The sequence below is a fragment of the Flavobacterium sp. AC274 genome, from assembly GCF_979258275.1.
The window spans coordinates 2,482,603-2,496,435 of the sequence record NZ_OZ409852.1 but is presented as its reverse complement, the minus strand read 5'-3'; the positions used below and the strand labels follow the sequence as shown (position 1 = coordinate 2,496,435).

Sequence of the window (13,833 nt, the reverse complement as noted above, 5' to 3'; positions counted from 1 at the left end):
AACAAAGGTTACTGGAAACCTTTTAAATGCATAAAAAATTATTTTTTCTTGTACTGTTTCTCTATGCTTTTACATCTCAGGCTCAAATTACGCCTACGGTTCAGGATACTGTAAAAAATGGATACGCTATTGGAAAAATTCAATTGGCAAATCCCAAAAGCATCTTATCAGCTTATACCTATGATCCTGTTACAAACAACTATGTTTATACAGATTCTGTAGATGATTTTTCGATTAACTATCCGCTGATTTTAACTCCTGCCGAATACGAAGATTTAATATTGAAAGAATCAAGACGGAATTATTTTAAAAAAAGACAGATGCCATAGAAGCTAAAAAAGATGGTACACAAACTGCCCAAAAAGATTTACTGCCAAGATATTATATCAATTCGGCACTTTTTGAATCTATATTTGGTAGCAATACTATAGATGTAAAACCTACAGGATCTGTCGAAATGGACTTAGGTTTATTATATTCCAAACAGGATAATCCGGCATTATCACAAAAAAACAGATCAAGCCTTACTTTCGATTTTGATCAGCGAATTAGTTTGTCTTTGATGGGAAAAGTAGGAACAAGATTGAGCGTAAATGTAAATTACGATACACAGTCGACTTTTGCATTTCAAAATTTATTCAAATTAGCCTACACTCCGGATGAAGATGATATTATCCAAAATATTGAAGTCGGAAATGTCAGCATGCCTTTAAACAGCACTTTAATTACGGGTGCACAGAGTTTATTTGGTGTAAAAACCCAACTACAATTTGGTAAAACAACCGTTACAGGCGTTTTTTCTCAGCAAAAATCAGAAACCAAAACGGTAAGTGCAGAAGGAAGCGGTACTGTTCAGGAATTTAGTATGTATGCACTTGATTACGACAGCAATAGGCACTTTTTTTATCACAATACTTTAGGAACAAATACGATGCATCTCTTAAAAACTATCCTTTAATTGATAGCCGAATTCAGATTTCAAGAATAGAAGTCTGGGTTACAAACAAAAAAAGCCAGGTAAGTACAACAGCCAATAATTTACGAAATATTGTGGCTATTCAGGATTTGGGAGAATCGCAGTTATCTGGTCTTACAGACGATCAGGTGATTGTTTTGAATCCGTCGTCCGGAATGTTTAACAACAGCGCTGATTCTCCTACGGATAACTCAAATAACGATTATGATCCGGCTCAAATAAAATCCGGAGGTGGTTTATTGAACAGTAATATACGCGAAATCGCAACAGCATCTTCCGGATTTAATGTTACGGTAAATGAAGGTCAGGATTATTCAAAACTAGAAAATGCCCGAAAATTAAGTTCGACGGAATATACACTGAACAAACAATTGGGATATATTTCGCTGGTACAAAAACTCGCTAATGATGAAATACTTGCGGTTGCTTATCAATACACATCCGGAGATCAGGTTTATCAGGTGGGAGAATTTGCAGGCGATGGTGTTGATGCTACTGTTGTTACCAACTCAGAAACCGTAACAACACAAAGTTTGGTTTTAAAAATGCTAAAAAGCAGTCTGGTAAACTTAAAAAATCCGGTTTGGAATCTGATGATGAAAAATATTTACCAAATTCCAAATGCCTATCAACTGAGTCAGGAAGATTTCAAGTTTAATATTATGTATGCCAATCCATCTGCATTAAATTATATTACGCCGGTCACGTCCTTCCCTCCCAACCCAACTGATGATAATAAAGTATCCGAAACGCCTTTATTGAGAGTTTTTAATCTTGACAGGCTAAATTCTACAAATGATCCGCAGGACGGAGGTGATGGTTTCTTCGATTATGTTTCGGGAATAACAATGGATACTTCAAACGGAAGAATAATTTTTACCACCAAAGAACCTTTTGGAGAATTGATTTTCAAAAAATTAACTTCAAATACATCTGAAGATTACAACAATACGGCTTCTTATAATGCGAATCAAAAAAAGTACGTTTTTAGAAGTTTATACAACAATACGCAAACGGGTGCACAGCAGGACAGTGATAAAAACAAATATTTATTAAAAGGAAAATACAAATCATCCGGATCTGACGGAATTTCGGTAGGTTCAACCAATATTGCAAGCGGTTCTGTAATTGTTACTGCCGAAGGCCGTACTTTGACAGAAGGAATTGATTACAGCGTTGATTATCAATTAGGAAAAGTTCATATCTTGGATGCCACACTTTTGGCCTCAAATGCCAGTATTACGGTAACATTAGAAAATAATTCTGTTTTTGGACAGCAGACCAAAAGTTTTATTGGCTTAAATATTGACCATAAAATATCCGACCAATTTACCATTGGTGCAACCTATTTAAAATATACCGAAAAACCATTGACTCAAAAATCAGTCTACGGGCAGGAATCTGTAGACAATACTATTTTTGGGCTCAATACTAATTTCTCAAGTGAAGTTCCTTTTTTTACCAGATTGGTCAACAAACTTCCCAATATTGATACTGATGTTCCGTCGAATATTTCCGTACGCGGCGAAGTTGCATTTTTAAAACCTAATACCGCCAAAGCAAGTAATTTTGAAGGAGAATCGACTATTTATGTAGATGATTTTGAAAGTACGGCAACAACTACAGATTTAAGTTCGGCTTATGCCTGGAGTTTGTCATCAACTCCGGCAAATAATACAGCGAGTGCATATAATTTCAGCGAAAGCGCTACCGATTTAAGTTATGGTTTTAAAAGAGCAAAATTAGCCTGGTACACGATTGATCCTGTTTTTTATACGTCTAAACCTTCGGGAATTTCAAATGATGATCTTTCATTAAATTCTACCAGAAGAATTTACAAAGAAGAATTGTATCCGAACACCGAAACTGAAACAGGACAAACTCTTGTTGTAAGCACTTTAGATTTAAGTTATTATCCTTCTGAAAGAGGCCCTTATAATAACGGATTGGATTTTGCCAATTCTCCGAAAGACAATTTTGGAGGTATAATGAGATCCTTAAATTCTACCAATTTTGAGCAGGGAAATGTTGAATATATTCAGTTTTGGGTTTTAGATCCTTACGTTGGAAATGGAAAATCAAATCCTGAAAATTCAGGCAAAGTATATTTCAATTTAGGTGAAATCTCCGAAGATGTTCTAAAAGATGGAAGAAAACAATATGAAAACGGACTCGGTACAGATCAACTTGTTGTAACGTCACGTGGTATTTGGGGAGATGTTCCTGCTTCACAATCTCTTACTTACGCTTTTGATACTGATTCTGCCAATCGCAGCAATCAGGATATAGGTCTGGATGGTTTAAAAAATAGTCAGGAAGCTCAAGTTTACACCAATTATACAGCTGAAACTGATCCAGCCGGTGATGATTATACCTATTATTTGAATACTTCGGGTGATGTTTTAGAACGTTACAAAAAATACAATGGAACTGATGGAAACTCGGCGGTAAGTGCAGATGATGCCAATCGTGGAGCTACTACACTGCCAAATACTGAAGATATTAATGGCGATTTTACGATGAATACCATCAATGCGTATTATGAATATAGTATTGATATGAAACCTAATATGGAAATTGGAGAAAATTATATTACTGATATTCGAAATACTCAGGTTACATTGCCCAACGGAAATTCGACAGAAGCAAGATGGATTCAGTTTAAAATTCCGATTTCACAGCCTCAAAATACAATTGGAAGCATTTCTGATTTTACTTCTATACGTTTTATGCGAATGTTTATGACGGGTTTTAGTCAATCTGTTACGCTTCGTTTTGGCGCTTTAGATTTACAGCGAGGCGAATGGCGAAGATATACGGAAACACTTGATGCTGCAGATACAAACATAGATGATGACAATACGCAATTAGACATACTAGCAGTAAACATCGAAGAAAACGACGGGAAATGTCCTGTAAATTATGTGCTTCCTCCGGGCGTAGAAAGAGAACAGGTTTATAGTGGCAATACTGTTATTTCGCAAAATGAGCAGTCATTGGGTTTGAAAGTGTCAGGAAAAGGTTTAGAACCAGCAGATTCCAGAGCAGTTTATAAAAGTATTAGTATGGACATGCGCCAATATAAAAAGCTAAAAATGTTTCTGCATGCAGAATCGCTGACAAATCAGACAGTGTTGACAGACAATCAAATGAGCGCTTTTATTCGTTTAGGAAATGATTATACCGAAAATTTTTATCAGATAGAAATTCCTTTAAAAGTTACACTTCCGTCCGGCTGTTCGCCTTTGAGTGCAGAAACCGTTTGGCCGGAAAGCAACGAAATTGATTTATCATTATCATTATTATCGCAGTTAAAAATACTTTACAAAAAAATAGCAACAACTGATCTTCCCGTCGACGGCATTTATTATTTAAGCGAAGATGATGAAAAACTAGATCCTTCGCTTTCTTCAAAAATCAATAAATTAAGATTGGGTGTAAAAGGAAATCCAAACTTAGGATCTGTGCGAACTTTAATGGTTGGAATAAAAAACAGCGATCAGCATCAGGATATTAAAGGAGAAGTTTGGTTTGATGAATTACGGCTTGCAGACATAGACAATAGCGGCGGAATGGCTGCTGTCGTTAATCTTGATACTAATTTGGCCGATTTTGCAACTATTTCGGCAACCGGAAAAATGAGCACAATGGGTTTTGGATCTTTAGAACAGAGTTCTCTTGAAAGAAGTCAGGAAGATGTACAGCAATATAATGTAATGACGAATGTGAATTTTGGAAAATTGTTACCCAAAAATTGGGGCTTGAATCTCCCTTTAAATTATGCAGCGTCTGAAACTGTTATTACTCCAAAATACGATCCTGAAAATCCGGACATTACACTTGAAACCCTGTTAAATACAGCTGAAAGTGAAGCCGAAAGAGATAACATTAAAACCAGAGCAATTGATTATACCAAAACAACGAGTATTAATTTTATCGGAATCAGAAAAGAAAGAAAACCGGAACAAAAAGCCCATATTTATGATGTTGAAAATTTTACATTTTCGCAATCGTACAACGAAACTGAAAGCCATGATTATGAAAGGGAAAGTTATATAGATCAAAAAACCAATACGACTTTAAATTATGATTATACCACAGAGTCAAAAAACGTTGAGCCTTTTAAGAAAACCAAATTCATGAAAAAAAGCAATTACTGGAAGCTTTTGAGTGATTTCAACTTTAATTATATGCCCTCGAATATTACATTCAATACAAATATTGCAAGGCAGTACAACAAACAGCAATATCGTCAGGTTGATGTAGAAGGAATTGCTCTGGAACCATCTTACAGCAGAAATTTTGAATTTAATATTCAATATGGTTTTACTTTTAATTTGACAAAATCTTTAAAGCTAAATTATAGTTCAACATCGAGCAATATCGTAAAGAATTATCTTAACAGCGACAATCATCAAATTGATGATTTTAAAATTTCTGACAACTATTTTAATATTGGTGAGCCGAATAAGTATATGCAAAAGCTTACTGTATCTTATGATATTCCGCTTAATAAAATCCCAGTATTTAGTTTTGTAAAAGCCAATTTAACATATACAGGCGATTACAATTGGCAGCGTTCCTCTGAAGCCTTAACCAAAATTGAAGTTGACGGTGTGAATTATAATTTAGGAAATACGATTCAAAATGCCAATACAAGCAATTTGAGTGCTTCATTTAATATGGAAACTTTTTATAAATATATTGGAATTTCAAAAATCACGGATACTAAAACTGCACCAAAAGTAACCATTCCAAAACCGGGAGAAAAAATTGTACGAACAGAAGTTACTAAGACAAACAACAGAAGTTCTTTTTTGAAAGGTCTTTACGGAATATTAACAAGCGTTAAAAATGTGACATTAAATTTTACCGAAAATAGCGGAACTGTTCTGCCTGGTTACTTGCCTACTTCGAGCTTTATGGGATTTTCAAAACCTACTTTGGGATTTATTTTTGGAAGTCAAAGCGACATTCGATACGAAGCGGCCAGAAAAGGCTGGCTGACGACTTATCAGGAATTCAATCAAAATTATACAACTTCAAAAAGTCAAATTTTTAAAGGTGCTGCAAATGTAGAACTGATTCCTGACTTAAAGATTGATTTATTGGCAAACAGAACTTATTCTGAAAATTTTTCGGAACAATATGATGTGAGCAATGGTCAGTATAATTCCAGATCTCCGTATACTTCTGGCGCTTTTAGCGTTTCGACTGTATTGATTAAAACGGCGTTTTTATCCAGCGATGAAAATAGTTCGGTTGCTTTTAATGATTTTAGAAAAAACAGACTTACCATTGCAAGAAGACTCGCAGAACAAAGAGGAATCAATATTAACAACGCAGCAAATATTGGTGCAGATGGATTTCCGTTAGGATATGGAAGTACCAATCAAGCGGTTTTGTTGGCTTCTTTTTTGGCCGCTTATACGGGAACCAATGCTAATAATGCGTCGTTGGCGCTTTTTAGAAATATTCCAATTCCTAACTGGTCGCTGAAATACAATGGATTAATGCGTTATAATTTCTTCAAAAAAACTTTTAAAAGATTTTCTCTGCAGCACAGTTATCAGGCAACTTATACGGTAAATGCTTTCAATTCAAATTATAATTACACCAAAAACCCAAATGGCATGGACGACAACGGAAATTATTACAACCAAACCATAACTTCTAATGTAACGCTGGCAGAACAATTTAATCCGTTTTTAAAAATCGATTTTGAACTAAAAAATTCGTTTAAGCTTCTTACACAAATTAATAAAGACAGAACTTTATCGATGAGTTTTGACAATAACAATCTGACTGAAGTTAATGGAATTGAATACATTATAGGTCTTGGTTATCGAATTAAAGATATTGTTTTTACATCAAAACTCGCAGATAATCCAACAAATACCATAAAAAGCGATATTATCATAAAAGCCGATTTGACTTTGAGAGACAACAAAACCATTGTAAGATATCTGGATTATGACAACAATCAGTTGGCCGCCGGGCAGAGTATCTGGACTTTAAAAACTACAGCAGATTATTCGCTGAGTAAAAACTTAACGATGATTTTTTATTACAATCATTCTTTTTCAAAGCCTGTTATTTCGACTTCGTTTCCGCTTACTACAATTAGTTCCGGGTTTACGGTACGTTATACTTTTGGCAATTAATTCTGGTCGACTACTATTTTATTGATTAATTTAGCTTAAAATAAATTAGACATTAACAAAACACAAGTTGCGCATACAATACCTATGAAAAATAAAAAAGGATTTACGACTACAATATTACATTCAGACCGACTTTTAAAACCTGAATTTGGCGCATTACATCAACCTATACATACAGCTGTAACGTGGGGATATGAGGATGTAAACGGACTTATTGATGTTTTTCAGAATAAAACAAAAGGTTATGCTTATTCAAGACAAGGCAATCCAACGGTGACTGCATTAGAAAATAAGGTAACACAAATGGAAAATGGTCTTTCCACGGTGGCTTTCTCTACTGGTATGGCCGCTATAAGTGCCACTATTTCATCTCTTTTAAAAAAGGACGATCATATTATTGCAAGTTCTTACCTCTTTGGTAACACCAGAAGTATTATGCAGACATTTACGGAAATTGGTATTCAAATATCTTTTGTTGATGTTACTGATATAGAAAACGTAAAAAAAGCGTATCAACAAAATACTCGTATGGTTTTTGTTGAAACTATTGCAAATCCGGCTACTCAGATAGCAGCATTGGATGAAATTGGTACTTTTTGTTCAGAGAATAATCTACTATATGTTGTTGATAATACGATGACGTCACCATATCTTTTTAAGTCAATTAATGTCAAAGCCAGTTTGGTTATTAATTCGCTGACAAAATATATAGGCGGTCACGGCAATGCCCTTGGAGGCAGTGTTACAGATACAGGTTTGTATGACTGGAATAATTTCTCCAACATTGCTCCTATTTTAAAAGAACAGATTTCTCCGGCTTTACTCGGAATTACTCAAATTAGAAAAAGGGGTTTACGAGATGGAGGCGGTACTTTATCTCCGGAGGCTGCACATAGTATTTCGGTAGGATCAGAAACTTTGGCTTTAAGATTGGAAAGAACCTGCAGCAATGCTTTAATTTTAGCTCGTTTTCTGGAAGAACATAAATTAGTAAAAAAAGTTAATTATCCTGGTTTAGAAAGTCATCCTCAACATAAAATTGCATCCGATTTATTTGATGGATTTGGCGGTTTGATGAGTTTTGAATTAGACGATAAAGTTGATTGCGTAACTTTTTTAAACCGTTTGAAAATTGTCATCAAATCCAGTAATCTGGGAGATACGAGAACTCTCGCTATTCCGGTCGCAAGGACAATTTTTCATGAACTTGGTGGCGAACGAAGAAAAGAAATGGGAATTGAAGAGTCTCTAATTCGACTATCAATAGGAATTGAAGATACGCAGGATTTAATAGACGACTTTACTCAGGCGTTGTACTAAATCTTTTAATTTTCAATTAAATATAAAAAAATCCAAATCCCAATTTTTAAGTTGGAATTTGGATTTTTTTATATTTAATTGAAGTTTATTCTAAAACAAAACTCACACTTACGTTTGCAGTAACTTCGATTTCTCCAATAGCAAGAGTTTCGTTCGAAGCCCCCATTGCATCTGCTGATTCTTTCATTCTCATTGCAGCATACATTGGCTGTGGCTGGTAAATTTGTGAATTATCAGAAATCACAAAAGCTTTCCCTACTTTTTGTCCTAAAACTGATACGTAATCTTCTGCTTTTACTTTAGCATCTTTCATTGCTAATTTACGAGCATCTGACTGTAACTGAACTAATTTAGAAGTTTCAAAAGAAACTTTATCTATACGATTGATTCCTTGTTGAACCAAACCTTCCATTAATTCATCGTATTTAGATAAATCTTTTAATACAATTTCTACAGTTTGAGTAGCATTATAACTTGTTTTCTTTTTTTCGTAATCGTATTGCGGATTTAGCGCAACTTGTTTTGTTTTAAAATCTGCTGTTGGAACATTCATTTTTTTAATGAATTTTAAAACAGCATCCATTTTTTCGTCGTTTTGCTTTTTGACGTCTTTAGCATTATTCCCTTTTGTTTCAACTGTAGCTGAAATACAAACCTGATCAGGCGCTACTTTTACTTTTCCTTCTCCATTTATATTAATTAGAGGAATTTGTTTGGTTTCCTGGCCGTAAGACATAGTCATAAACATGATTGTTAAAAATAATACTAGTTTTTTCATTTTTGTTAAATTTTAATTATTCAATAATGGCATTTCAAAAGTTGTGCCACATTATATTTTCCCCAATTTTGCAAGCACAAAAAGTATCACAATAGGAATCGCCAGCAAGATTACCATCAGCGTATGATCTGTTAGTAACGATGGTTCTTTTATCAAAGTAATCAAATAACCACCCACAGCACCTCCAAAATGGGCTGTATGACCAATATTATCGTTTTTAGCACGCATTCCGTAAATAGAATACAATAAATATAAAATTCCGAAAAGATAGGCTGGAATTGGAATCACAAAAATATTCCCAACATCATATCCGGCTGTAAAAGAATTGCCGAATACAAAACACCTGTTACTGCGCCAGAAGCTCCAACGGCTCTGTAACTATAATCGTTTTTATGAAAAACCATTGTTAGCAAACTTCCAAAAATTAAGCTTCCAAAATAAACCAATGCAAACGAAAAATTACCCAGCCAGCCTAAAACCACAGGAGCAAAAAACCAAAGCGTAAGCATATTAAAAACTAAATGCATTATATCGGCATGCAAAAAACCGGATGACAGCATTCTAATTTGTTCTCCGGAACGGATACTTCCTACATGAAATTCATATTTTCTCATAAAAGAATAATCTTCAAAACCTTTCCAGCTAATTAAAACATTGGCAACTATAATCCCAATTAAAATGATATTCATAAAAAATTTTTAATTTGAAATGTAAATATAGTCATTCTTAAACATATGTTAGCATGAGACCAAAATATCCATCTTTATTCATTTTTATTTTATATTTGTAAAAAAAATTACATGCAATTTCTCGTTTATATATTGGCCTATCCTTTACTCTGGCTTATCTCAATATTACCTTTTCGAATATTTTATTGGCTGTCTGATTTCGTATATTTCATTATATATCACATTGTAGGTTATCGTAAAAAAGTTGTAAGAGAAAACCTTGCAATGACTTTACCGCATTTAAATGATGCTGAACGAAAAGAAATCGAAAAGAAATTTTATAAGCACATGTGTGATATGTTTTTGGAGACTATCAAAACGATGAGTATTTCTCCTGAAGAAATGGAGAAAAGATTTCAGGTTACTAATATTGAACTCGTACAGGATTATGCAAAAAAAGGTAAAAGTGTAATTCTAGTTGCTTCGCATTATGCTAGTTATGAATGGCTTTTGACCATTAATCCTAAACTTGGTTTTCAGGGAATTGCAATATATAAAAGGATTGCCAATCGCTATTTTGACAAATTAATCCGTGAAATTCGTTCAAAATATAATACAGAGTTAATTGAGACAAGACAAGCTATTCCGACTATGGCTCAAAATCAGCGTGAAGGAAAATTAAGTTTGTACGGATTGGCAAGTGATCAGTCTCCGAAACTGGACAGAATATTTCATTCAATGAAATTTATGGGTATTGAAGTTCCTGTACACACAGGAGCCGAAATGCTGGCAAAAAAATACGATTTAAGCGTAATAATGGTAAAAGTAAAAAAAGTAAAAAGAGGTTATTATGAAGCCACTTTCTTAACTATTGCTGATAATCCTAATGACTTTGAAAATTTTGAAATTACTGAAAAGTATTTAAAAGAAGTAGAAAAACAAATTTACGAATGTCCTGAATATTATTTATGGACACATAAGAGATGGAAACATAAGGTTGAATAATATTTTAGAAGAAACTAAAATCCAAAAAGCACTTGTTGTTTTTTGGATTTTTTGTTTTAAACAAAATCATTTTAAAAAAGTTCTTGTTAATATATTCATCCAGACTTAATAATGAATTAAATATCATTGTTTTTGCTGTTAAATTGCAACATAAAAGTAAAAAGGAGAATAAAAAAATGCTTTTTATTCTCCTTTTCGTTTCGATTAAACAAGTAATTATATTTAAAAAAAGAATAACCCCTTTTTAGTTGTAAATTATTGAAAAATAAACAATAAAATACGTATTTCGTTTTATTATTTAGAATAAATAAAGATAACTTGTTTTGTTTTAACACAACGTTTACATTTGTGCTATTCGAAACAATTCTAAATAACATGAAAGTAAAAATATCATTTTCAAAGTTAATGTGCTGTTTAATGTTGCTAACAGCTGTAACTTCATTTGCTCAAACAGGTACCATTAAAGGTAGAGTTTCATTATCTAGTGATGAAAGTGCAGACAACGTTTCTGTAACTATTAGAGGAACTAAAATTGGAACCAACACAGATGCTCAGGGAAATTATGAGATCAAAAACATCAAACCGGGTAACTATACTTTAAGAGCTACTGCGGTAGGTTTTTCTTCTAAAGAAAAAAGCATTACTATTCAGGACGGAGATGAACTTACAGAAAACTTTACATTGACGACTTCATCTGAAACTCTTACTGAAGTATTTGTAAAAGGAAATGCTAACAAGTATACTAAAACAGAAAGTGAATATGTTTCAAGAATGACGATCAAAAATCTTGAAAATGCTCAGGTTTACAATGTTGTTACTAAACAATTAATGAAAGACCAATTGGTTACCAATCAAGATGAAGCGTTGAAAAACGTTCCGGGTATTTACCAATTATGGGGAGCTACAAATCGTGCAGGCGATGGAGGTTCCTGGTATTCACTACGTGGATTTACAACTCAGAGTTTAGTAAGAAATGGTATTGCAGGAAAAGTAAACAGTAATTCTGATGCTGCAAATCTTGAGAAAATCGAGGTTATAAAAGGGCCATCTGCTACATTATTTGGAAACGTACTTTCTTCTTACGGAGGATTAATCAACCGTGTGACTAAAAAACCTAATGAAAATTTTGGTGGAGAAATTGCATATCAAAACGGAAGCTACGGTTTTAATCGTTTATCTGCTGACGTTAACACGCCAATTAACGACGATAAAACAGCATTATTCAGATTAAATGCTTCTGTAGGGAATGCTAATACTTTTCAGGATTTCGGTTACTCAAAAAGTTACTTTATAGCACCGTCTTTCTCTTATCAGGTAAACGAAAAACTGAACATCTCTATTGATGCCGAAATTGGAAATCAGGATAACTCAGGTATGCCATTAATATACCTTTCTGCTTCTAGCGCAGACCTAGGATTTGATAATGCCAAAGATCTTAACATCAACTTTAAAAGATCATTTTTAGGAGATGAATTTATGACCAATACGAAAACATTCAATGTTTTTGCACAGGCAAATTATAAAATCTCTGACGAATGGAATTCTCAAACTGTATTCAGCAGCAGCTCAAATAAAGCAGCTGGTTTACAAACCTGGTTTTATCTTTTAGCAAACGAACAATTATCAAGAAACGTTTGGGATGCAAACGGAAGAGATAATGCTATTGAATTCCAACAAAACTTCAATGGTGATTTCAAAATTGGATCAATGAGAAACCGTTTCTTAATTGGTGGTGATATCTATCATAGCACAAATAATTTAGTATATAATAATTTACCAGGTTATGCTCCATACGATGTAATAAATTACACAGGAACGGCAGACAATTATTATGATTTTAATCCTACGAATGTAAGACAAAGACTTGTTGGAGATGGTCCTAATTATAATCCATATACAACCAATAGTGCTATATCAACTTACAGTGCCTATGTTGCAGATGCAATTAACATTACAGAAAGCTTGATTCTTTCGGCAGCAGTACGTTTTGATCATTTTGAAAATCAGGGAACATTTAATGCAGCTACAAACACAAAAGCTGATACTTTTTCTCAAAATGCATTCTCTCCAAAATTTGGTGCAGTTTATCAAATTATAAAAGACCAGTTATCTGTATTTGGTAGCTACCAAAATAGTTTTACAAACAAAGGGTTCTTAAATGCAAATGTTGATGGTGCTCTTCAAATGAAACAATTTGATCCTGAAAAAGCCAATCAGTTTGAAGGTGGTGTAAAAGTAAATGCTTTTCAAAATAAAGTAAGTGCTACAATTAGTTATTACAAAATTAAAGTTGAAGATATTGTAACAGCTGATCCAAATTTGCCAAATGCAAGCATACAAAATGGTACACAATTTAGTAAAGGTTTTGAATTAGAAATTACGGCTAACCCAATTACAGGATTAAATTTATTGGTTGGTTATGCTAAAAATGATTCTGAGTTAAACGATTTAAGACCAGCAACTGCAGGACCAGAAAACTTAATCAACTACTGGTTTAGCTACAATTTACAAACTACTACACTTAAAGGTTTAGGTTTAGGATTTGGAGGTAATTACGGAGATACCACATACATCTACAATGCAGGACCTGGACAAACTTTTGAACTTCCGTCTTACTCAGTTGTAAATGCTGCATTATACTACGATCAGCCTAAATACAGAGTGTCTTTGAAAGTAAACAACCTTACAGACGAATTGTACTTTAACGGTTATACTACAATCAACGTTCAGGCTCCACGTACTTTTATGGGAAGCTTAACATACAAATTCTAATCGAATTTAAAACATATAAAAATGCCCCGAGCTCACGTTCGGGGCATTTTTATATAATATATCTAAATTCATAAATGATGCATTTTTACCGCAAAGAACGCAAAGACTTTACCAAAGTTCAATCAAATTTGATTGTTTTAAAAAAAACAA

General features: G+C 33.6%; 4 protein-coding genes and 2 pseudogenes. 4 read left to right on the top strand and 2 right to left on the bottom strand.

Annotation, left to right across the window (positions count from 1 at the left end):
- The first annotated feature begins 26 nt into the window (after positions 1 to 26).
- Positions 27 to 7,140 (top strand): annotated as a pseudogene (sov, locus tag ACZZZT_RS11545) (T9SS outer membrane translocon Sov/SprA).
- A gap of 84 nt (positions 7,141 to 7,224) precedes the next feature.
- On the top strand, positions 7,225 to 8,460 hold the full coding sequence (locus tag ACZZZT_RS11540) for a cystathionine gamma-synthase family protein (protein WP_463460455.1): 1,236 nt from the start codon (positions 7,225 to 7,227) through the stop codon (positions 8,458 to 8,460).
- 85 nt (positions 8,461 to 8,545) lie between these two features.
- Here the strand turns inward: ACZZZT_RS11540 and ACZZZT_RS11535 are convergent, their stop codons facing one another.
- Positions 8,546 to 9,238, bottom strand: a complete 693-nt coding sequence (locus tag ACZZZT_RS11535; protein ID WP_042564970.1) for an SIMPL domain-containing protein — start codon at positions 9,236 to 9,238, stop codon at positions 8,546 to 8,548.
- A 51-nt stretch (positions 9,239 to 9,289) separates the two neighbouring features.
- Positions 9,290 to 9,927 (bottom strand): annotated as a pseudogene (locus tag ACZZZT_RS11530) (rhomboid family intramembrane serine protease).
- A gap of 111 nt (positions 9,928 to 10,038) precedes the next feature.
- Between ACZZZT_RS11530 and ACZZZT_RS11525 the strand changes: the two are divergent.
- Both ACZZZT_RS11525 and ACZZZT_RS11520 read left to right on the top strand, forming a co-directional pair.
- Positions 10,039 to 10,911: a lysophospholipid acyltransferase family protein gene (locus ACZZZT_RS11525; protein ID WP_463460454.1), complete on the top strand. Its 873-nt coding sequence runs from the start codon at positions 10,039 to 10,041 to the stop codon at positions 10,909 to 10,911.
- A gap of 375 nt (positions 10,912 to 11,286) precedes the next feature.
- A complete protein-coding gene (locus ACZZZT_RS11520) occupies positions 11,287 to 13,683 on the top strand; it encodes a TonB-dependent siderophore receptor (protein ID WP_463460453.1) in 2,397 nt (798 codons plus the stop codon).
- Positions 13,684 to 13,833 lie beyond the last annotated feature (150 nt).

What these genes read in the sequence shown, in the direction of transcription:
- ACZZZT_RS11535 (WP_042564970.1), bottom strand. Translation starts at nt 9,238, where the DNA reads ATGAAAAAACTAGTATTATTTTTAACAATCATGTTTATGACTATGTCT.
- ACZZZT_RS11540 (WP_463460455.1), top strand. Translation starts at nt 7,225, where the DNA reads ATGAAAAATAAAAAAGGATTTACGACTACAATATTACATTCAGACCGA.
- ACZZZT_RS11520 (WP_463460453.1), top strand. Translation starts at nt 11,287, where the DNA reads ATGAAAGTAAAAATATCATTTTCAAAGTTAATGTGCTGTTTAATGTTG.
- ACZZZT_RS11525 (WP_463460454.1), top strand. Translation starts at nt 10,039, where the DNA reads ATGCAATTTCTCGTTTATATATTGGCCTATCCTTTACTCTGGCTTATC.